Below are 21,113 nucleotides of genomic sequence, written 5' to 3' on the forward strand. Positions count from 1 at the left end.
ACCGCACACCGACATCAAGCCGACATCAGCCGACATCACACCGCCCGAAGCGGCACCCGGCTCAGGCGCCACCCCGCCGCCGGCTCGCACGAATCACCCGCACGACACGCATCAGATGAAGAACCCCACTCATGCGTCGAGGATCTGCCCTTCACGACGCACCACAGGCGGTTCAACGCTCCACGGGAAGTTGATCCAGTCGTCCGTGCGCTTCCACACGTACTCGCACTTCACCAGCGAGTGCGACTTCTCGTAGATCACCGCGCTGCGGACCTCCGCCACCGTCCCGAGGCAGAAGTCGTGCACCAGCTTCAGCGTCTTGCCGGTGTCCGCCACGTCGTCCGCGATCAGCACCTTCTTGTCCGAGAAGTCGATCGCGTTGGGGACGGGCGCCAGCATGACCGGCATCTCCAGCGTGGTGCCCACACCGGTGTAGAACTCGACGTTCACCAGGTGGATGTTCTTGCAGTCCAGCGCGTACGCCAGCCCGCCCGCGACGAACACGCCGCCCCGGGCGATGGACAGCACGATGTCCGGCTCGTAACCGTCATCGGCGATCGTCTGCGCCAGCTCGCGGATCGCGCCGCCGAAGCGCTCGTACGTCAGGTTCTCGCGCACGTCACTCACGTTCTCTATGTCTCTCTCAGACGGTCGTTCTCAGACGTTCGGTGTCGGGCTCCGTCAGACGGCTCGCGGGCCCTGTCCCCCGGACCTCAGACCTGCGTCCGGTGGAAGTTCATGTACGAGCGCGAGGGCGTCGGCCCGCGCTGCCCCTGGTAGCGGGAACCGTACTTCTCCGAGCCGTACGGGTGCTCGGCGGCCGAGGTCAGCCGGAACATGCACAGCTGCCCGATCTTCATCCCCGGCCACAGCTTGATCGGCAGCGTCGCGACGTTGCTGAGCTCCAGCGTGACGTGCCCACTGAACCCCGGGTCGATGAACCCGGCCGTCGAGTGCGTCAGCAGCCCCAGCCGCCCCAGCGAGCTCTTGCCCTCCAGCCGGGACGCGATGTCGTCGGGCAGCGAGATGACCTCGTACGTCGAGGCCAGCACGAACTCGCCCGGGTGCAGGATGAAGGCCTCGTCCCCCTCCGGCACGACCTCCCGCGTGAGGTCCGTCTGCTCCACGGCGGGGTCGATGTGCGGGTACCGGTGGTTCTCGAACACCCGGAAATAGCGGTCGAGGCGCACATCGATGCTCGACGGCTGCACCATCGAGGGGTCAAAAGGATCGATGCGCACCCGGCCCGCGTCGATCTCGGTCCGGATGTCCTTGTCTGAGAGAAGCACGGGGACGAGGATACGCGCCCGACGCGGAGGGACGGGCATGACGAGGGCCGGTGCGGGGCCGCGCCCGGCGCGCTGGGGCCCGCGCGCGGGGCGGGCCGGGACCCAACTGAGCGGAACGTCACTCCGGACCGAGCGGGGGATCTTCGAACGGGCGGAGATCTTCATATGAGCGGATCACGGGTCACTCCACCCGCGCGGACACACGACGAGGGCCCGGCCCCTCAGGGACCGGACCCTCATCCATTCCATCCGGAACATCCAGGACTTCGCTCGCCGGCCCGCCGCGGCACCGCGCTCCTACCGGCGCGCCGTGATCGCGCCGCTACCGCCCTCGCCGACCGTCCCGTGTACCGTCTACCGCTTCGCGTACTCGACCGGCACCGGCACCGAGTGGCGCAGCCGCGCACAGCGCGGGCAGCGCAGCAGCCGGCCGGGGCCGAGCCGGTCCGTGGTCTGCATCGGGAACGAAGCGGTGCTGAACACGTGCCCTTCGGCACAACGTACGACGGTGCGCTCCATCAAGTCCCTCTCCCAACTGCGTGGACAACAAAAGCCACATTAGGGGATGAACTGGGCGCCCCTCGACACGGCACTCCGGCGCCCCACCGTACGCCCCAACTCCCGCCCTCCGTACCCGCTTCACCCCCAACCCGACCCGCACAACAGGACGACCCCTCGACGCATGCGACGAGGGGCCTGGATGGTGTACAGTCTGGGCAGTGTTCACCTCTCGCGAAGCGAGAGTGATCATGTGCGGGCGTAGTTTAATGGTAGAACATGAGCTTCCCAAGCTCAGAGCGCGAGTTCGATTCTCGTCGCCCGCTCTTTTTGTAAGCCCGGGGTTTTGGCCCGGGCTTATTTGTGTTTCTGATTGCCCCGCGGAGCGGGGGTGATTCTCTGGAACGGATATCCCCGGGGTATTACCGGTTTTCCTGCGTGAGCGGGAGTGGTCCTCCCTAGCCCGGCATGACCGCCTGGATGCTTGAGTGATCCCCGCGTGAGCGAGGTCCGGTACCGACGCTGCGGAGCGCTTGGCGGTGCCGCCGGCACTACGCGTGCGGGTCCCACCGCGAAGCCTCAGCCCTATGCCCGCCGTCCATCCCTCACCTCCGCTCCCGTGCCGACAGAATCAGCCCGTCGAAGTCCACCGGTCGCCAGCGGTCGCGGCCTGCCGTGCGGACGGCCCAGCCCTGCTCGTTCGGTGCGGGCTCGACAAGGACGGCTTGACCATCGCCGATGCGGGTGGCGAGGAGCTGCCAGAGGCGGTCGCGGACGCGGCGGTTGGGATTGCCGACGAAGACACCGGCGTTCACTTCCACCATCCAGCGGGTGAGGTGACCGCGCAGGCCCTCCGGGGCGGCTGTCAGAACGATGACGGTCATCCTGAATCCTCCCGGGAAGCGGGATCCTCGAATTCCGGTCCGATGATCGCAACGTGTTGTTCGCCCATATCCGCCGGGGCGCGGGGCTCGGTCTTCGACGTAGCAGGGCCGCGGGGAGCCCAGTTGACGCCGGCGGGGACCGTGCCGAGGCGTTCGTCCCAGAGTTCGCTGGTTTCCGGGGTGTCGAAGTCGGTGCCCGGCGGGCTGAGGAGCGTTTTGATGTCGTTGACGATGCGACTGAGGAGGGCGGTATCGGCGATTCGGTCGCGGAGGCCGACACGGGCGTCACGCTCGTCGGTGAGCCCCGCGGCGGCTAGGTCGAAGGCAAGCGGAAGCGTGTACTCCGCCTTGTAGAGGTCGGCGATGTCGAAGACGAACGAGATGGCAGAGCCGGTGTGGACGAACCCGAGGCCCGGACTGGTACCCAAGCCGACGATGACGGCGTGGCAGATGCCGTAGAGGGCGGCATTGGCGGCGGACAGCAGACGGTTGAGATCGTCACCCGCCGCGAACGGGTCACCGGGCTTGTAGACACGGCCGTCCCAAGGCACTCCCGTGCGACGGGCGTGCTCCTGGTACAGCTTCCGCACCCGCGTGCCCTCGCGGCCCCGCAGTCGCTGCATGGAGGCATGCGAGACGTCCTCGCCGGGAAAGCGCAGGCCGTACATCGCGCGGGCGACACCGAGCCGTTCCTTGGGGTGGGTGACCAACCACGCCTGCCGGTGGAGCAGGCCCGCACCGCGAGCAGGCCCCAGCCCCGCCGCATACATGCGGACGCCCCGCTCGCCGACCCAGCACACCGCTGTCCCGGAGTCGGCGAGCAACCGGATCGCTCCGTGGGTGACGCGGGTCCCGGGGCCCAGCAGCATGACGGCGATCATTGCAGCCGGTATGCGGACCGTCTCCCGCTTGTTGATGACGACAACGGCGTTCTCGTCCCGGTCGAGGTGGCTCCGTTCCACGTAGACGCTGGAGACACGGTCGACGACACGGTGCAGGTCGTGAGGGTCCGCTTTCCACCAGATGTCGGCCATGGCCGGTCCCTCACTCCTGCCGCCCTGGCAGCGGTGCGAGCGTCAGCAGCCCGCAGCCGTACGCCTTGGAGGGGCCGATGCCTTCCAGGAGACGCGCGGTGAAGAGGGCCGGGTTCGTAATGCGCAGGCGCCCTTCGAAGGTGGCGGTGTGGAAGGTGACGTGGTTGCCCCGGCCGTTCTTGGCGAAGGAGTGCCGGCGGCGTTCGGTGATGCGTACCTCACGGGCCGGGCGCGAGGGGCGCGTGTCCGCCTCGGGCGCTCCGGCGAGGGCGCCGGACGGTTCGGAGAGGCCCGGTGCGGGCGCGTCCGTACGGGAGGCGGGGACGGTGAAACCCCATCGTTCCGTTCGGGACAGGAACCAGTCGAGCTGGGCCGCGGCGGTGCGGTGGCCGATGCGGAACCCTCGTGTCCGCTTGCCGGCAGCCTCGGTGAGGTGAGCCTCCTGGGTCGGAGTGAGCTTGGTGGGCGTTGCGGTGTTCTGTACCGGATTGGCGGTGAGGCGAAAGGCGAACTCCTGGTCGGCAGCGATACGGGCGAGCAGAGGTGTGTAGTCGCGGATCACCGCGTGGTCACCGTCCGCGCCGGGCCAGCCGGCGTTCTCCACGATGTGCGACCAGTCGGGCCGGGAGCGGGTGAGGACGAAAAGGTGCGGGCGGTGCGGGTCGTCGGCGTCCAGTCGCCACAGGACGCGTTCACCGTCCGCGGCTCCGGGGAGGCCGCCCATGACGGCGCCATGGACGGCGCGCGGGTTCCCCAGAAGACGGCGGCTTTCCGCGCGCAAAGGGTTGATGCGGATACGGGAGAGGTACGTCATCGTGATCACCAGCCCAGGAGGGCGAAGGGGTCGTGCTCGGCGAGGTCGTCGGTGGCGGCCTCGGGGCGGGGGAAACCGGTCGGAACGCTCACCCAGCCGCGACGGACGCGTCGGCTGGTGAAGCTGCGGGCGTACGGGTCGAACGAGACCGGAGCGTCGTGCAGGACATCGTCGCCTTCGGGATCTTCCACAGTGACCGAGCGGTCGAGCCGCGCCGGATAGAGGGAACGGCCGAGCCCCCGTTCGCGGCCGAGCCGGGCGGCGTACTGCTCACGCTCTCGGCGGGACGCCAGCCAAGGCTCCGCGCTCAGGGCGTCGTCGAGTCCACCCTCGCGCAGGCCCTGGGAGACCGGCTGGGTGGGAGGGCAGGAACGGCGGCCTAGCGCCAGCGGGAAAGCGGGGGCACGTACAGATTCGTCCAGCGTCCGCAGCAGGGCGCGCGGACCCGCGAGGGCGGCCAGGAACACGGCGTCCTGGAGGTAGTAGCGGGTGGTGACGTGGGTGTGCTTGGGCGGAGAGGTCGGCTTCTGGATGCCCTTGGCCGAGACACCGGCCTGGGGCAGCGGGCGGCCCCGGTAGTCGCTGACCGTGTGGTAGTCGCGGAGCAGCGTGCCGGGCTGGTCCACGCGAATACCCAGGCGGAGGGCCGCCAGCTCGGCGAGGGAGTCCTCGCGGGCGAGGCCCGCGGCGGCGGCCAGCAGACCGATCACACCGGACTTGGTGGGCTCCGCGCCGGTTTCCCGGCGGTTGAACGCGCCCGCCGATCCCCAGGACTGGAGTGGTCCGGCCAGCCGGAGGAGCAGCACGGCGTGGTCCTCGTCCCGCCGGGCGGGCGGATACGTCGGGGAATCGTTGGTCATCGGGCGGCCTGCTTGAGCGTGTCGGTGAGGTGGGCACGCAGACCGGCCTGGAGCTGGGCGAAGGTGACCGGCTCGCCGAAGGCGTTCTTCAGCACGTCGGCGGTCTCGCCGTGGTCGGTGAACGTGTGGGACAGGGACGTGAACGCGGGTGCCTCGCCCCACACCCGGGTCGCCGTGCTGTGTTCGTACGCCAGACGGCGGGCGGAGGCGGCGGCGAGGCCGGCGGAAGCGGTGACCGGCTCCTCGAAGGCGGAGACGAGGTTGACCGGCTGGTCGGTGCGCACGAGGACGGCGACCAAGCTGGGCAGGGTCCGGTGCGCGAAGGAGTTGCCGTAGCCACTGGGGACGGAGCGGGCGAAGGAGGTGACGAACTCCTCGACGGCGGTCACGGCCGCCTCCTTGTCCTGCAGGTTGTGCAGGAGCTGGTGCAGGCCGACCGTGGCGTAGCGGTAGAGCGTGGCGGAGTTGAAGCCGATGGTGCCGATCATGCCCGCGCCGGTCTCGTTCTCCTTCTGCGCCTTGTCGTCGACCGCGGTGAAGTAGTCGAATTCCAGCTCGACCGCGTGAGTGGAGAGGGCGTGTGCCACCTGCGTGGCCGCGTCGACGTTCAAGGCCGGGATGTCGGCCACCATGCGACCGAACAGTGCGACGTCCATCGGGTGCCCCGTGCTGAACTTCTCCTGGACCGGGAGCTTCCCGATCTCGCCGGCCAATTCCTCATCGTCCAGGCCGACGAGATCGGCCGCCCGGTCCCGGACGAGTTCGGCCACGGCGTCGAGCTGGCGGCGGCCGTAGAAGAACAGGTAGGCGGTATCGCCCTCCCGCTTCCCTGCGGTGATCTTCAGCGGCGCCAGCAGAGCGGCAGCCAGCCGGGATGCCGAGTCGGCGTCCAGGCCGGTCCGCTCGGCGATCCGGTCGGCGAGGGCTGCGCTCACCCGTCGGGTGCGGGTGGCGAGGTCCTGCTCGGGCACGCGCTCGGCGAAGTCGATGCGGGTCGCGCGCTTCCATGCCTGCGAGGAGACGCGGGACCGGCGCACGCCTCCGAAGTACGCCTCTTTCGGATTGCCTTGGTCGTCCCGGTTGAGGTTGGCCGGGGGCACGGTTTGCAGGATGTGGACGTCGATGTAGGCGTGGGGTGTGGTGCGGGCCATGAGGTACCTCCAATGGTGGGAGTTGTTCAGGTGAGGGGTGGGTTGCCGATGGCCGACGAGTGTCGGCAACCGGTGGTTTCGCATGCCGACGTGTGGTCACTGGAGCGGTGGAGTCTGCGTGTGGCCCGCTGGTGACGGAGAGGCCGTGGCAGAACCACCAGGTGATGCGGGACGAGGTGGAGGTGCTGCTCAGCGGTCCCCGTCGACGCCGTCCTCGGCACCGCTCGTCCCGTCGTTCCCGTCCTCCCCATGCGGCCGGTGGGGGGACGGCGCGTCGTAGGCGAGGCCCCAGGCCCGGCGCACACGCCGACGGGACTCGGCATGGTGCCAGCCTTTGATGTCCGACAGAAGGCGGTCGTAGTCCAAGGGCTGCTGGATACCGCGTAGCTGAGTGATCAGGCCGCGCAGCCGGTATGCGAGCGCTGGCACGGAGGTCGCGTTCACCGCCGCGGCGACGCGGCGATCGACAGCCTCCTCCCTGAAGCGGCCACTGTGGCGGAGCACACGCAGGGCCGCGCCCAGGCTGATCCCCTGCTGGTGCATCGGCTGTCGCTGGCTCTGCTGGTGGAGGCCGTAGAGGGACAGGGCGACGTGCTCCGCCTCCAGCTCCGGCGTGACCTTGCCGTCGGCCGGACTGGTGTAGAAGGGCCAGAGGGCCGGTGCCTCGTAAGCACCCAGTCCCAGGCCGGAGCGCAGAGCGGCAAGATCCTCGCCGGGCGGCTCCATCGGTCCCAGGCCGGGTATGACCTTCCAGCGGCCATCGGCGCCCGCGCGACCGGCCCAGTAACGGTCTGTGGTTGTGGAAGCCGCGCTTCTCGTCTGAGGGGTGGTGGTCACTGCTGACACCTTCTTCGTGAATGATCAACGGTGATACGGGCCGTCCCGCGTCCCGCCGACGACCGTTCAGGCGGCCCGGCGTGCGGCTGCCCGGCGCGCGAGAATCGCGTCCAAGCGATAGCGGAAGGAGCGTTCCGCGGTGCTCAGGCGGTAGGTGCGCTCCGCGCCGTCCTTGCTGGTCAGCCGCCGGCCGCTGAAGACCCCGGGCGCCACCGTGGAAAAGACCTGCTCGGCCACCTTCCACGTCTCCCGGCCCGCCTTCTCCTCCCATGCCGCGGCCCCGCGCTCGCACAGGTCGAGGTCGTCCCCGACCGTACGGAGCCCGGTCAGCAGCCGCCGGACCAGGGGGTCAAGGGCGTGGAGCAGGGTGTCGCCCGGCCGCTGTCCCTTGTCCCACGGGATCGGTTCGGTTCCAGCGGCGCGGCGGAGATCGGCAGAGAGGTTGTTGACAGCCACCGCCAGTTTTTCCGCCTGGTCCACGGCTTCGAGCAGTGAGACGTAGACGAAACCGTCCGGGTCGAGCGAGGTCAGTGGCAGCGGAATGGCGTCGAAGAAGACATCCTCGATGACGGCCGACTGATTGCCGTACGCCATGCCGGTCAATTCCACTTGCAGCGGGTACCGCTCCGGCATCCGGTCCGTCACCACGCTGAGCTGCCCCAGCAGGTCGCTGGTGCGGAAGCCGGAGCGGGTGGCCGTCGCGTCCCGCTGATCACCGGAGCGCTCGACCGCCAGCAGTGCTTCGAGCCCGCGCCAGGCGGCCTTGCCCGGCTGGTGGCGCCGGGGTCGCGCCGGAGCCACAGCCTTCTTCTTCCCTCGCCGCTTCGCTGACGACGCCGCGCTGTCGATGATCCAGGCGGTGTGCGGTTCGTGGTCGGGTGAGATGTCGAGTCGGTCACCGGCGGCAACGATCACACGCGCGACCCGCGTACCGTCCGGCGTCTCCTCGGGCAGCAGACGTACGCGACGTGACTGCCAGGTCCACACATCGAGCAGGCCACGCGGTGCGCGGGTCAGCCACGCGGGCGTTCCCGGCGAGAACGTGTCCTCCGCCTTCCCTGCCTGCGTACGCCTCCGCCACTGCGGGAGATCGTCCGACAGCAGCGGTTGCCCGTAGGGGATATTGAGCATCAGCGTCTCGTAGACGGTGCGGCCCATGGGCATGACGACACCCAGCTGTCCCAGGACGCCGACTGGGTTTCCCGTCGTTTTTCCGGCCTTGACCTGCGGATCTCCCACCGCGCCGGTCTTGATGGCGGCCGTATCCCAGCAGTGGGTGTGCAACAGCCACCGAGCGGCTTGGGCAGGGGTCAGCTCAAGTGGGTCCCCCTCCGTGCGGGACGAGAACAGTGGCACGTTGTTACCCGTGGCGGCCGTCGCGACCAGCAGCGCCGCTCCTTTGGTCTCGCCCTTTGCCGTACGGAGGTCCGGCACTTGGGCGAAAGGCGCTGACGCGTCGAAAAGTTCGAAGAGGGAGCGGTGTCTGTCGAAATAAGCGTTCAACGTGTCTTGTTGTTCAGGGGAGAAGCGACCGGCCCGGAACATCGCCGCCCACTCCGTGGCATTCGCGGGACGTCCCAGAGCGTCGACCACGAGGGGCAGTAACAATTGCCGGAAGAGAGCGGGCTTCTGAGTGGGTAAGTCGACCACCAAGTCCTGGAAGCAGTGGGCCTCCAGGAGCAGGTGACGCGCCCCGACATCCTCCGGTGTGCCGATGCCATGGTTCCTCGGTTGCGCGTCAGGCATTCCGGTGCCACTCGATGGGTTTTCGGCTCCCGCGGGGCGTTCAGCACCCGTACGGCCGTGGCACTCCGTTGGGGGCACGGTGTTCCCCGGGCCTGAAGAGCCCGCAGAAGGCATGGGGGCAGCCGGGCGGGCCGGCAGCCACGGGTCGTCCAGCAGGTTGAACAACTTGGTGTGTCCTTCGGGCCGTTAGGTTCTGCGTGAAAGCTTCAGGCTGGCATACGCCGAGCCACTGCCGGGGGAAGACGGGGAATTCGGGGGAGAGCTTTCGGCATGGTTTCGTGCCAACGAGAGCAGCAACTCCCCGTTCCCCCCTTCTTTACGTACCACTGGCATCGGATATCCCCTCTCCCGTCACCAAGCCCAGAATGCCGTCGTAACGCAGGCGGTGATCCCCGATCACGGCGTTCCCCTGCGCGTCGAGAACGAGGGCCGGGACATACCGCAGTCGCGGGTGGCCCAGCCACCCAGGCAGCGGGACGAGCCGGTCCGCCGCCGCCTTCGTGAGGGCCGGGGGGAGCCTCACCGTCCCTCCGAGCACCTCATCGAAGAGGGCGTCGGGAACGTCTCCATTCACCGACAGCGCGCGGCCGGACAGCGTCCGGTACACCGCCCCGTCGTGGAGCATGATGACGACCTCCAGGCTCGGCTCACCGTCTCGCACCACGGCATCGAGGTCGGTGTCGCCGCCGGTTCCGGGCACGGCAATGTGGTGCAGCCCGTCGAGGGTGACGCCTTCTTTGTCGCCACGCCGGGTCAGGAGGTACGGGGTGGCCCTCCCGGCGCGCAGGTGTTGTTCGGTCTTCCACTCCAGCAGTGCGTGCTCCGCGTCCTCCCGCCAGGCCGGAGGGAGGAGCTCATCCTCGTCTTGATCGTCGTAGCCCGACGCCACGAGAGCCGGCACCTGACTGGGTATGGACCACTGGCCTCCGTCATCGGCGGCCCGGAGCAGAAGCGCGGCGGTGCGCAGGAGCAAGTGGCGCCCGTAGAGGAACTCCGAGGCGCCCAGGAAGCGCGGAGCCGTTGACGAGGACAGCGGTGGCTCGGCGTTCGTCTGCCCTCCTTGCCCTCCTTGGGTTTCCCCTGCTTCCTCCGCTTCTCGCTTCCCGGGGTCGAAGCCCGTGATCACGACCCGCGGTGCCATGACGCGCGGGGGACGAGGGGTTCCCTTGTGCCGGTGGAGCCGGCCCATGCGCTGGAGCAGTAGGTCGATGGGCGCGAGGTCGGTGATCAGCAGGTCAGCGTCGATGTCGAACGACTGCTCCGCGAGCTGGGTGGCCACCACGATCAGCCGTTCCGGCCGGGGTACGGAGTCCTCCGCGTCCGGATCGCCGAGCAGCCGCAGGCACTCCTCCGTACGGTCGGCCCGCGGGCCCACCGCGATGCGTCCGTGCAGCAGGCGGACATCGTCGCCGAAGCGCCGGTGCAGTTCGGTGTAGAGGCTCTGTGCGCGGCCCACGGTGTTGCGAATGACCAGGGCGCATCCGCCGTCGGCCAGCTCGCGCTCCAGGTAGGCGCCGAGCGCGGTATCGGCTGCCGCTTGCGCCGCTCGCCTGTCCTCGCGTTTCGCACGGGGACCCGGGACGACCTCTGGCATCGGCTCGATCGTCACCGGGAAGGTGCCACGCCAGCTCGCACAGTCCTCAACGAGATAACGAGGCTCGGACGCATCAGGCGCCCGCCATGCGGCGGTGACGGACGGGTACCCGGCCGGGGTGGACAAGCCCTCGGCAGCGAACTCCTCCCGCGAGCACGCACCGGCCAGGTATGCCTCCACCAATACCCGGCGCTGGCGCGGAGGCAGGGTGGCGGACAACAGCACGACCGGTACGCGGGCCTGACCGAGCCAGCGCAACGCCTCCAGAAGGAACTGGGACATATAGACATCGGCGGCGTGCACCTCGTCGAGTACCACGACCTTGCCTGCCAGCCCCGCCATGCGCAGCATCACGTGCCTCGTACGCGTCGCGGCGAACAACAGCTGGTCGATGGTCCCTACGACGAAGGGGCAGAGCAGGCCGCGCTTGGCGCCGAGGAACCACTCGGTGGGGCCTCGCGCGCCAGACGGCCGCCTTGCCTGCGGCCCGGCACCGCCCCGGCCCAGGCCGTACTGGTCGTCGTCCGGGCACTCGCCGTACTCGTCGACACCATCGAAGCGTTGCTCCGAATCGGAGCTCCTCCCCGTCAGGAGGTCACGCCACTCCTTGTTGAACATGCGCTTGCCGTGGAGCAGGGCAACCTGATGCGCGACCGTACTGTCGGTCTTGCCCACCCACTGCCTCACCTGGCTGTACATCGGATCGCTGGTGGCCTGCGTGGGCATCCCTACGAACACCCCGTCCGCGCCGAAGCGCGCGGCCAGGATTTCCGCCGCCATCAGCGCGGCCCTCGTCTTGCCCTCCCCCATGGGCGCCTCGACCACCAGCAAACCTGGAGCCTGCATACGGCGAGCCACATCCATCACCAGTTCCTGGGAAGGGCGCGGTGGCTTTCCGAACCGCTCACGGAACGCTTCAGGCCCCGGCTCCTCCAAAGTGCCGCCCCAGCCGCCGCTCAAACCAAGGTCGTCCCAGGCCCGTACAGCCCTCCGACGAGCGGCAGCGAAGCTCACGCGCTTGAGGTCGTCCACTCCAGTGAAGCGGCCGGCGCTGCTGTCACTGGCGATCCAGTCCGCCATGATGACGAGACCGCTGAGGTGCAGTTGTGTGGACCGCGCGGGGACCGATACGGGGACGACCTCCGCCAGGCTCCCAAAGCCGAGCTCCGTGGTGAAACGGTCGACGAGCGCCCGCCGTACTTCCGCCCAGCGGTGATCACCGTCCAGCTGCCCCCGGGCCTTCGCCGTCGGCTTCAGGTGGTCTTCCCTGGGAATGGCACCGTGGTGCCCCGCTACCAGAGGCCACACCCAGGCAATGTGCTCATCGTCCCACCCGGCATCACGAAGGAGAGGCCGGAGAACGTAGCCGCCGGCCCTGTCGTGCCGCCAGGAACCCTTTGCCGCCAGCGCCTCGTTCCAGTCGAGCCCCGCTGCACGAACCGCTGCGGCGCCCTTTGGCCACAGGCGCTGAAAGGCGGGCGTCGCCTTGCCACAGTCATGCATCCCGCAGAGCCAGGCAAACAGGCGTCGCCCGTTGCTCTCCCCACCGGCCACCTTGCTGAGAGCGCGCTTGGTGGGGAGCGCGAGGAATCCGTCCCATAAGCACTCGGCTACCGCTGCCGTATCGAGAAGGTGCGACAGGAGCAGGTTCTTCGTTCCGCCGGCCTTCTCATCGGACTTGCCCCACAGGGCCGCGAGGGCCGCGGTGACATCCAACTCTCCGCCGTCATCCGGTACTGCGTTGCCACTCATAAGCCCTCGTTCATACGTTCTCCCCTTGCACGTACGCTTGTTGCGCACCATACGCCAGGCCACCGACAACGGGGGCGAGTGATCGCCTTGACTTTGACCGGCTTGTGCATGGGTGCCTTGCGTCGGGCATTCGAACGCGAGTCGAACTGACTCGGGAACGGGGGATGGCGGAAGAAACGCCCAGGTCGGGAAGTGTCGGCCCCGCGCGTGCGGGGGTGGTTCGACTTCCTCTTCTGACCACCCACCCGACCCAGGGTCGGCCCCGCGCGTGCGGGGGTGGTTCGCCACGCTCCGCACCGCCCGGGCCAGGCACACTGTCGGCCCCGCGCGTGCGGGGGTGGTTCGTCAGCCCGGCCGGCAGGCCAGGGGTGACGGGAGTCGGCCCCGCGCGTGCGGGGGTGGTTCCCACGGTGGAGGCCGATGTCTTGCGCCCGCCTGGTCGGCCCCGCGCGTGCGGGGGTGGTTCGCGAAGGACTGTGCCGTTCGTGCTTCCCTTCCGGTCGGCCCCGCGCGTGCGGGGGTGGTTCCTTCCCCCGCTCGCCGCATCCCCGTACGCGCAGGTCGGCCCCGCGCGTGCGGGGGTGGTTCAACCTTGGGTTGTCAGGGGAGCAGGGCCCCTAGGTCGGCCCCGCGCGTGCGGGGGTGGTTCCGCCAGGTCCCAGGTCATCGTGTCTAGCTCGCCGTCGGCCCCGCGCGTGCGGGGGTGGTTCGCCCGGGGACATCGTGTTGTCGCACTACACGATGTCGGCCCCGCGCGTGCGGGGGTGGTTCCGCACACGAAAGAGCAGGGGCGGGATGATGGTCGTCGGCCCCGCGCGTGCGGGGGTGGTTCGCCGCCGCAGCAGCGACCAGCGGTGGGCGACCTGTCGGCCCCGCGCGTGCGGGGGTGGTTCACCAGCCGCCTACGCTGCGCGTGCCGCGCTGGCGTCGGCCCCGCGCGTGCGGGGGTGGTTCCCATGTCGTCCCCTCTTCGTCCGAGCCCCTGACGGTCGGCCCCGCGCGTGCGGGGGTGGTTCCAGGCCGCCCGCCGCGCGCTGGAGAACGCCGGCGTCGGCCCCGCGCGTGCGGGGGTGGTTCTGTGGTCGCACAGCCTGCGGACATTCTGATCACGTCGGCCCCGCGCGTGCGGGGGTGGTCCCCTCGCCCGGCATGTGCGGTACCTGCGGGAACTGTGGTCCCCGCGCGTGCGGGGGTGGTCCGCAGGTAGAGGAGACGGCGGAGTCCCTCGCGGTGTCACCGCGCGTGCGGGGGGTCCGTTGATGTCGCCTCCGACGATTGCGTACGGGCCGTCGGCCCCCCGCGTGCGGGGGTGGCCCTACAGCGCCAAAACGGCGCAGCGTGCCTGGCGCATCGGCCCCGCGCGTCCGGGGTTGTCCCCGAGATCGCCAACCCGACCCCATCCGTCCCCCGTCGGCCCCGCATGGGCAGGTGCCCCGCGCCATCGACGTAAGGAAAAGCCCCCAGCCACCCCCCATCACCCGCACGTCCCCCCACACGACACCCCCGGTTCACCCCCGCCTGGTGAGCTTCCTCGCGTCGGCAATCGGTCGGCGTGTGAAGAGGAGTTACCGGATATGCGAAGACTGCGTCTTTCCCGTCGCAGCGTCATCACGAGTACTGCCGTGGTGGTCGCCGCCGCGGTGGGTGTGCCCGCCGGTGCTGCCGCGTTCGGGTCGCAGGACCAGGCGGAGCGGGCGATCAAGGGTGGGGCGGCCAAGAACGTCATCCTGTTGATCGGTGACGGGATGGGCGACTCGGAGATCACGCTGGCGCGGGACTACACCGTGGGGGCCGCGGGGCGGCTGAACATGGACAAGTTCCCGCTGACCGGTGCGTACACCACGTACGCGGTCGACAAGAACAAGAAGCCGGACTACGTGACCGACTCGGCGGCCAGTGGCAGCGGCTGGGCCACCGGGCAGAAGACGGTCAACGGGCGCATATCCAAGACGCCGGACACCAACAAGGCGGTGCCGACGATCCTGGAGCTGGCGCAGCGCAACGGGTACGCCACCGGGTCGGTGACCACCGCCGAGCTGACCGACGCGACCCCGGCCGTGCTCGCCTCGCACGTCACCGACCGCGGTTGCCAGGGCCCCGCCGACATGGCCAAGTGCGCCGTGGACACCATCGGCAAGGGCGGCCCCGGTTCGATCGCCGAGCAGAGCGTGAACCACAAGGTGGACGTGCTGCTGGGCGGCGGCAAGCAGCGGTTCGACCAGAAGATCACCGAGGGCCGTTACAAGGGTCTGACGGTGACGGAGCAGGCGCGCAAGCTCGGCTACCAGGTCGTCACGGACGCGAAGTCGCTGCGGGATGTCAAGAGTGTGAAGGGCGGAAAGCCGGTACTGGGGCTGTTCGCGCCCGGGAATGTGCCGGTGGAGTGGACCGGCAAGCTCGCCGCAGTGGGTGGCACGGATGCGCAGCGGTGTGTGACGGACAACCCGAAGCGGCCGGCCGGTACCCCGGCGCTGGACGAGCAGGCCAAGAAGGCGATCCAGTTGCTGGAGGACAAGCAGCGGTCCGCGCGCGGTCATTCCAAGGGGAAGGGCTTCTTCCTCCAGATCGAGGGCGCGTCGATCGACAAGCAGGACCACGCCGCTGACCCGTGCGGTCAGATCGGGGAGACGGCCGCGTTCGACCGCGCGGTGAAGGTGGCCCGCGACTACGCGGCCAAGCACCCGGACACGCTGGTCGTCACTACCGCCGACCACGGCCACTCCAGCCAGATCGTGCCGCTGGACGCCAACCCGCCGGGCCTGTCCTCGACCCTCGTCACCAACGAGGGCGGCAAGCTGAAGGTCAACTACTCCACCAACACCCCGGGGCAGTCGCAGGAGCACACCGGCGTCCAGGTGCGGATCGCCGCGCAGGGCCCGCAGGCGTACCGGGTGCTGGGGGTCACCGACCAGACCGAGTTGTTCACGACGATCCGTACGGCGCTGCGGCTGCGGTAACGCGCGGCGCACGGACGGAGCGCAGGCGCCGGGGCGGGGGGGGCCTCGGTGACGGGGGGCGAGGGGAGGACCGGTGTGGGGGCCGGTCCTCCCCTTGGTGTGCGTTCTCTGCGGCCGGGTTTCCTTCGGTGGGGGTTTCCTTGGGCCCGGTTCCCTTCGGTGGGGTTTCCTTCGGCCGGGTTTCCTTCAGTCGGGTTCCCTTCGGCTGGGTTCCCTTCGGCTGGGTTCCCTTCGGCTGGGTTCCCTTCGGCTGGGTTCCCTTCGGTGGCTTCTCCGGTCGTGGGGAGTGGGGCGGTCGGGGGATCTACAGGGCTGTAGATTCTGCTGAGGACCACTCCGTGCGTCGGAAGAGACGTCGGAACGAGAAGGAGAACCCCATGGCTCTGTGGGACCGGATCAAGGATTCCGCCCAGTCGATGCAGTCTCAGCTCATCGCGAAGAAGAACGACCTCAAGAGCGGTGCCTTCCGGGACGCCAGCATGGCGATGTGCGCGCTGGTCGCCGCGGCCGACGGTTCCGTGGACCCGTCCGAGCGGCAGCGCGTGGCGCAGCTCATCATGAGCAACGAGGTGCTGCAGAACTTCCCCGCCGACGACCTGCGCCGCCGCTTCGAGAACTACCTGGACAAGCTGACCGCCGACTTCGACTTCGGCAAGGTCAGCCTGATGCAGGAGATCGGCAAGGTGAAGAAGAAGCCGACCGAGGCGCGGGCCGTCATACAGATCGGCATCGTCATCGGCGGCGCGGACGGCGACTTCGACAAGACCGAGCAGGCCATCGTGCGCGAGGTGTGCTTCGCGCTGGACATCGCGCCGGCCGAGTTCGATCTATGAGCATCTGAGTAAGGGGTAAGGGGCCGGGTTCGATCTCTGTCCGCGGGACTGACGCGGGCGGCCCCCACCCGTCCGGCCTGCGCCGACGCGCTCGGTTCCGCCCCGCTCAGTAGGATGCGGCGACGCTCCGGCTGTGCGGGGCGGCGGGCGTGACGGGAGGCGACGACGGCATGGGCGGCAGCGGGAGCGCGTACGGCGGGACCGGCCGCGACGGGGGACGTCGGCGGGGACAGGGCGAGTTGGAGGCGCAGGTGATCACCGCGCTGCACCATGCTCCGGGGCCCGTCACCGCGAGCTGGGTGCAGGAGTGGCTGGGCGGCGACCTGGCGTACACCACGGTGATGACGATCCTGTCGCGGCTGCGGGAGAAGAAGGCGGTCACGCGGGAGCGGGACGGGCGGTCGTACGTGTGGACCCCGGCGGCCGACGAGGCCGGGCTCGCCGCGCTGCGGATGCGGCGGGTTCTGGACAGCGAGGCGGATCGGGACGCCGTTCTGACGAGTTTCGTGTCCGCGCTCTCCGAGGACGACGAGCGGTTGCTGCGGTCGTTGCTCGATCGGGCGGCGGATGAGGAGGCGGAAGACCGCGGGGTGGAAGACCGCAGGGTGGAAGACCGCAGGGCTGAGGGGTCATCCCGTTCTTATGGGGAGCGGTCGGCTTCCGCCGCGTATCGGGGGCAGTCGGCTCCCGCCGCGTATCGGGGACGGTCGGCTTCCGCATCGTCTGGGGGGCGGTCCGCGTCCGCCGCTGTGCCGCCTGAGGACGTGGCGGGGCGCGGGGACTGATCGATTCGTGGGCCTCTTCGTCTTCCTGCCGCTGGTGCTGCCGATGACGGCGCTGCCGATCGCGCGCCTCGCGGGGCAGCACCTGCATCCGCGCGTCACCACCCGTCTGCTGACGACGCTCGCGGTGGTGCTCGGCGTGTGCAGCACGCTGTGTCTGGCGCTGCTGGTGGTCGTGGGTACGGCGCAGCTACCGGGTAATCCGCTGCCGGACGGCTGGTCCGATCCGGAGGTACGGGCGGCCGTGCCGTACGCGGAGAACGTCGGGATAGGGGCGATCGGCGTGCTGGCCGGGGTGCTCGCCGTGTGCGGCGTGGAGGTGCGGCGGCACTACCGCGTGCGCGCCCGCGCGCACCGGGCGCTGGACGGGCTTCGGCGCCGTTCCCGCGTGGTTGTGCTGCCGGACGACTCGCCGTACGCCTACGCGCTCCCTGGCGGGCGCGGCCGGATCGTGGTCTCGCGCGGCATGCTGCGGCGGCTGAACGGGGCCGAGCGGCGGGCGCTGTTCGCCCACGAGCGGGCGCACCTGGCCGGGCGGCACCACCGTTACCTGCTGGCCGTGCGGCTGGCCGGGTGCGTGAACCCGCTGCTGCTGCCGCTGCGTTCCGCGGTGGCGTTCAGCACCGAGCGGTGGGCGGACGAGGAGGCCGCCGGCGTGGTCGGAGACCGGCGCCTCACGGCCCGGGCGGTGGGCAAGGCCGCGTTGATCACGCGGGCCGCGGCGCCGTCGGTGGCGATGAGCTTCACGCCGGTGGTGGGGACGGGCTGCTCGGAGACGGTGATGCCGGGCTGCTCGGAGCCGGTGGGGGTGAGCTCCGCGCCGTCGGTGGGGAAGAGCCTTTCGGAGCCGGTGAGGACGAGCTCCACGACCTCGCTGAGGACGAGCTCCGTGCCGCCAGTGGCGACGAGCTCCGCGCCCTCGGTGGCGATGAGCTTCGCGCCGGTGGTGGGGATGGGCTGCTCGGAGACGGTGAGGACGAGCTGCGCGGAGACGGTGGGAACGAGCCGCTCGGAGACGGTGAGGACGAGCTCCACGACCTCGCTGAGGACGAGTTCCGTGCCGCCAGTGAGGACGAGCTCCGCGCCCTCGGTGGCGATGAGCTTCGCGGCGCCGGAGCCCGGGCCGGTGCCGCGCCGGGTGGCGGCGCTGCTCGGGCCCGTGCCGCCTGCGCGGAGCTGGCCGCCGGCGCTGACTCCGGCGGGGCTCGCGGCGCTGGTGGCAGCGGCGGGGACGGCGGTTTCGGCGCTGTCCTCGCTCAATGCGGCGGTGGCGCTGTTCCTGGTGCTGAAGGCCGCGACGCCTCTGTGACGTGGACGCGGGCCGCGTTGTGCGGTCGGGGGGGTGGAGTGCATGTCGGGGCCTGCGGGGCGGGGTGGTTTCCGGGGTGGAGATCGCTGTGCTGTTGCTGCGTTGTCGCCCCTCTGTTGGGCGCCTCGGTGCCGCTGTGGTGGGCGGGTTGGTGGTGCCGCCGTCGCCGCCGCGGGTGTTCGAGGGGCGTGGTGGGCAGGTGCGCAGGATGCAACGTCACTGTGACAGTTGGGGGCGGGTGTGATGCACTGTGGTGCGGCACACGTTTGAAGTCGCGTGCACTCGGTATCGGGTGGCGAAGGCCGGGAGCTCCGGCCGGGCGTGAGGGGACGGGTGGATTCGGTCGGTGCCGACGGAATCCGGAGAATCCGGAGGCTTTCCCCTTCACGACGATTGCCCTGGATGCCGTTGATGCCCGCGATGATGTGATCCGCCCCACACCAGCGGGTTTCTACAGACCTGTAGTGGTTGGCTGTAGAGTGCCGCTGAATACCCCCAACGGGCGTGGTGGCAGGGGGAGATGGCGGCGAGGTGCGGCACCCGGCAGGGCACCGTTCACCTCCGAAAGCGGAGGTGTGATGGGTCGGTCAGCCGGTGGGCGTGCCGTACGCCGACACGGCGGGCGGGTGGCCGCGCTTCCGGCGGGCCCCGCGGCGTTCCGTCGGCCCGGCCCCGTCCCGGCGCCCTCATCGGGCCTCGTACGACCCACACAGCCGCTTCCCGTACGATCCCGACCACCGGTACGCGTGTGGCCCCCGGGAACGGGTTCCGTACTGCTCCGGTGGCGACCGGTTTCCGAGCGACTCCGTCGATCCCGACCGCACGCTCGTCCTGCCGAGCGCGGGCATCTGACGCACCAGAAGGACCATTGGCGTGCATGACAGGGACAGGCCCCGGCGGGGCACAACCACCCGGCGCGGGGGCCAGCGGCCCGCCGACCCGGGGATGACGGGGGCCGCCCACGGCGGCCAGGCACCCCGGCAGGGCACCGCCCGGACCGGCTCCCCGGCGGATGGCGCGCCGCGGCGCGGCGCGCCGTCGGGCACGCCGACCGGGGGCCGTGCCGCCGCACGGCGGGGCGCGGCACGCGGCGGCTCGACGCGGCCCGGTTCGGCACGCGCCGCCCGCGCGGGTTCCTCGCGCCGGGCGGGCCGGAGCCGGAAGGCCGGCAAGGCGCGCATGACGCGGCGGGGCCGCATCCTCGCGTGGGTCGGCGGCGTCCTGGGCGTCCTGATCCTGGCCACGGCCGGGGTGGGGACCTGGATGTACCTCTCGCTGGACGGCAACATCAAGGGCGCCAACGTCGGCAACCGGCTCGGCGAGGACCGGCCCGCCAACCTCAGCCCCGGCTCCAAGAACATCCTCGTCGTCGGGTCGGACAGCCGCGCGGGCGCCAACGCCAAGTACGGCAAGAACCTGACCACCATGCAGTCGGACACGCTGCTGGTGCTGCACATCGCCGCCAACCGCGAGTGGGCGACCGCCGTGTCCTTCCCCCGCGACTCGTGGGTGAGCATCCCGTCCTGCGACCGGGGCAACGGCTCGCAGTCCAAGCCGCACCACTTCAAGATCAACGAGGCGTTCACCATCGGTGGTGAGACCGGGGACATCGGCAGCGCCGCGGCCTGCACCATCCGGACGGTGGAGAAGAACACCGGGCTGCGCATCGACCACTTCCTGTCGGTCGACTTCCAGGGCTTCAAGGGCATGGTCAACGCCCTCGACGGCATCGAGGTCTGCCCCAAGTACCCGATCCACGACAAGAAGGCCCACCTCGACATGGAGGCGGGCTGCCAGACCGTCAAGGACGAGAAGGCGCTCGGGTACGTCCGCACCCGCTACAGCGTCGGCGACGGCTCGGACATCGGGCGGATCGGCCGTCAGCAGGAGTTCATGAAGGCGCTCGGCGAGAAGGCGCAGTCCAAGCTGGGCAGCCCCACCGCGCTGTACGACTTCCTGGACTCCGCGACCAAGTCGCTCACCACGGACGAGGAGCTGAGGGGCGTCAAGCCGCTGGCCGAGCTCGCCTCCACGGTCAAGGACATCCCCAGCAAACGGCTCACCTTCCTGACCGTGCCCAACTACTCGCGCGAGGCCGACGTCCCCACCGACAAGGCCAACGTCGTGTGGCAGTACCCGCAGGCCACCGATCTGTTCAGCGACCTGGCGCACGACCGCGAGGTGGACAAGGACGAGCTGGCCAAGAAGTCCAAGAACCCCATCACCGCGCGGACGGTGCGCGTGCGGGTCCTCAACGGCACCGGAACCTCCGGCCTGGCCGCCCAGGTCGCCGGGCAGCTCCGTGCCCTGGGCTTCTCGGTGGTCTCGACCGGCAACGCCCACGAGGTCACCGAGGAGACCACCGTCAGCTACGCGGACGGCGCGCTCAAGCCGCAGGCGCAGGTGCTCGCCGGACGGCTGTCGGGGATCAAGGTGACGCAGTCGGCCGAGGCGACGCCGGGCGTGGTCACGCTGACCGTGGGGCCGAACTTCACGACGACGGGGTGAGGGGCCGCCGGACCGCCGGCTGACCTGCGGGAGTACGGAGAAGGGTGAAGGGCGCGGGCCGTGATGGCTCCGCGCCCTTCTGTGCGTCTGTGCGGCCGTGACGGCCCGTCTCTTGCTTCGGTGGGCTTTCCGCCGAGAGGAGAGCTACGCGCTGTGCGGGCCGTGACGGCTCCGCTTGCGTTGCGGCGGAGGCGCCGGGCCGTCGTGTGCCGGTGTGGGCTGACGCTCCGGGCCGTCGTGTGGCGTGTTTCACGTGAAACACGCC

At 70.0% G+C, this 21,113-nt stretch carries 15 protein-coding genes, 1 tRNA gene, 1 pseudogene and 1 CRISPR repeat array; of the genes and pseudogenes, 6 read left to right on the plus strand and 11 right to left on the minus strand.

Translation table 11 applies throughout. The features are described from left to right. Nucleotides 1-129 precede the first annotated feature (129 nt). The 3 genes from ABZX96_RS12990 to ABZX96_RS13000 form a co-directional block, all read right to left on the minus strand. Entirely contained in the window at nucleotides 130-627 is a 498-nt protein-coding gene (locus tag ABZX96_RS12990; protein WP_355542434.1) for a phosphoribosyltransferase, read from the minus strand. 86 nt (nucleotides 628-713) lie between these two features. Further along, nucleotides 714-1,289 carry a dCTP deaminase gene (gene dcd / locus ABZX96_RS12995; protein ID WP_355542437.1) on the minus strand — a complete coding sequence of 192 codons (576 nt, stop codon included), beginning with the start codon at nucleotides 1,287-1,289 and terminating at the stop codon, nucleotides 714-716. Nucleotides 1,290-1,643: 354 nt separating this feature from the next. Beyond that, entirely contained in the window at nucleotides 1,644-1,772 is a 129-nt protein-coding gene (locus ABZX96_RS13000) for a hypothetical protein (RefSeq protein WP_355542516.1), read from the minus strand. A gap of 270 nt (nucleotides 1,773-2,042) precedes the next feature. Here ABZX96_RS13000 and ABZX96_RS13005 point away from each other — a divergent pair. Further along, a tRNA-Gly gene (locus ABZX96_RS13005) sits at nucleotides 2,043-2,113 on the plus strand. Nucleotides 2,114-2,392: 279 nt separating this feature from the next. Here the strand turns inward: ABZX96_RS13005 and cas2e are convergent. The 8 genes from cas2e to cas3 form a co-directional block, all read right to left on the minus strand. Next, nucleotides 2,393-2,671 (minus strand): type I-E CRISPR-associated endoribonuclease Cas2e, encoded by a 279-nt coding sequence (gene cas2e, locus ABZX96_RS13010; RefSeq protein WP_355542440.1) that lies wholly within the window; start codon nucleotides 2,669-2,671, stop codon nucleotides 2,393-2,395. Next, nucleotides 2,668-3,705 (minus strand): type I-E CRISPR-associated endonuclease Cas1e, encoded by a 1,038-nt coding sequence (cas1e, locus tag ABZX96_RS13015; RefSeq protein WP_355542443.1) that lies wholly within the window; start codon nucleotides 3,703-3,705, stop codon nucleotides 2,668-2,670. The genes cas2e and cas1e overlap by 4 nt, the downstream gene beginning before the upstream one ends. A 10-nt stretch (nucleotides 3,706-3,715) precedes the next feature. Next, the gene (gene cas6e, locus ABZX96_RS13020) at nucleotides 3,716-4,519 is read right to left on the minus strand and encodes a type I-E CRISPR-associated protein Cas6/Cse3/CasE (RefSeq protein WP_355542513.1); all 804 of its coding nucleotides are present in this window, start codon (nucleotides 4,517-4,519) and stop codon (nucleotides 3,716-3,718) included. A 5-nt stretch (nucleotides 4,520-4,524) separates the two neighbouring features. Further along, entirely contained in the window at nucleotides 4,525-5,379 is an 855-nt protein-coding gene (gene cas5e, locus ABZX96_RS13025; RefSeq protein ID WP_355542445.1) for a type I-E CRISPR-associated protein Cas5/CasD, read from the minus strand. Then, the gene (gene cas7e, locus ABZX96_RS13030) at nucleotides 5,376-6,530 is read right to left on the minus strand and encodes a type I-E CRISPR-associated protein Cas7/Cse4/CasC (protein ID WP_355542448.1); all 1,155 of its coding nucleotides are present in this window, start codon (nucleotides 6,528-6,530) and stop codon (nucleotides 5,376-5,378) included. The genes cas5e and cas7e overlap by 4 nt, the downstream gene beginning before the upstream one ends. 189 nt (nucleotides 6,531-6,719) lie before the next feature. Beyond that, entirely contained in the window at nucleotides 6,720-7,367 is a 648-nt protein-coding gene (gene casB / locus ABZX96_RS13035; RefSeq protein WP_355542451.1) for a type I-E CRISPR-associated protein Cse2/CasB, read from the minus strand. Nucleotides 7,368-7,433: 66 nt separating this feature from the next. Then, on the minus strand, nucleotides 7,434-9,113 hold the full coding sequence (gene casA / locus ABZX96_RS13040; RefSeq protein WP_355542454.1) for a type I-E CRISPR-associated protein Cse1/CasA: 1,680 nt from the start codon (nucleotides 9,111-9,113) through the stop codon (nucleotides 7,434-7,436). Between the two features lie 316 nt (nucleotides 9,114-9,429). Continuing rightward, on the minus strand, nucleotides 9,430-12,459 hold the full coding sequence (gene cas3, locus ABZX96_RS13045; protein WP_355542457.1) for a CRISPR-associated helicase Cas3': 3,030 nt from the start codon (nucleotides 12,457-12,459) through the stop codon (nucleotides 9,430-9,432). A 194-nt stretch (nucleotides 12,460-12,653) separates the two neighbouring features. Beyond that, nucleotides 12,654-13,714: a CRISPR direct-repeat array (repeat unit 28 nt; unit sequence GTCGGCCCCGCGCGTGCGGGGGTGGTTC). A 319-nt stretch (nucleotides 13,715-14,033) separates the two neighbouring features. Here cas3 and ABZX96_RS13050 point away from each other — a divergent pair. From ABZX96_RS13050 to ABZX96_RS13070, 5 genes and pseudogenes are all read left to right on the plus strand, one after another. Beyond that, nucleotides 14,034-15,416, plus strand: a complete 1,383-nt coding sequence (locus ABZX96_RS13050; protein WP_355542460.1) for an alkaline phosphatase — start codon at nucleotides 14,034-14,036, stop codon at nucleotides 15,414-15,416. A 377-nt stretch (nucleotides 15,417-15,793) separates the two neighbouring features. Then, nucleotides 15,794-16,249, plus strand: a complete 456-nt coding sequence (locus ABZX96_RS13055) for a TerB family tellurite resistance protein (RefSeq protein WP_355542463.1) — start codon at nucleotides 15,794-15,796, stop codon at nucleotides 16,247-16,249. Nucleotides 16,250-16,419: 170 nt separating this feature from the next. Then, nucleotides 16,420-16,809, plus strand: a pseudogene (locus tag ABZX96_RS13060) (BlaI/MecI/CopY family transcriptional regulator); the annotation flags it as partial. A gap of 232 nt (nucleotides 16,810-17,041) precedes the next feature. Next, the gene (locus ABZX96_RS13065; RefSeq protein WP_355542466.1) at nucleotides 17,042-18,340 is read left to right on the plus strand and encodes a M48 family metalloprotease; all 1,299 of its coding nucleotides are present in this window, start codon (nucleotides 17,042-17,044) and stop codon (nucleotides 18,338-18,340) included. A 1,179-nt stretch (nucleotides 18,341-19,519) separates the two neighbouring features. Next, nucleotides 19,520-20,848 carry an LCP family protein gene (locus ABZX96_RS13070; RefSeq protein WP_355542468.1) on the plus strand — a complete coding sequence of 443 codons (1,329 nt, stop codon included), beginning with the start codon at nucleotides 19,520-19,522 and terminating at the stop codon, nucleotides 20,846-20,848. Nucleotides 20,849-21,113 lie beyond the last annotated feature (265 nt).

Source organism: Streptomyces sp. NPDC003077 (assembly GCF_040611095.1).
GTDB lineage: Bacteria > Actinomycetota > Actinomycetes > Streptomycetales > Streptomycetaceae > Streptomyces.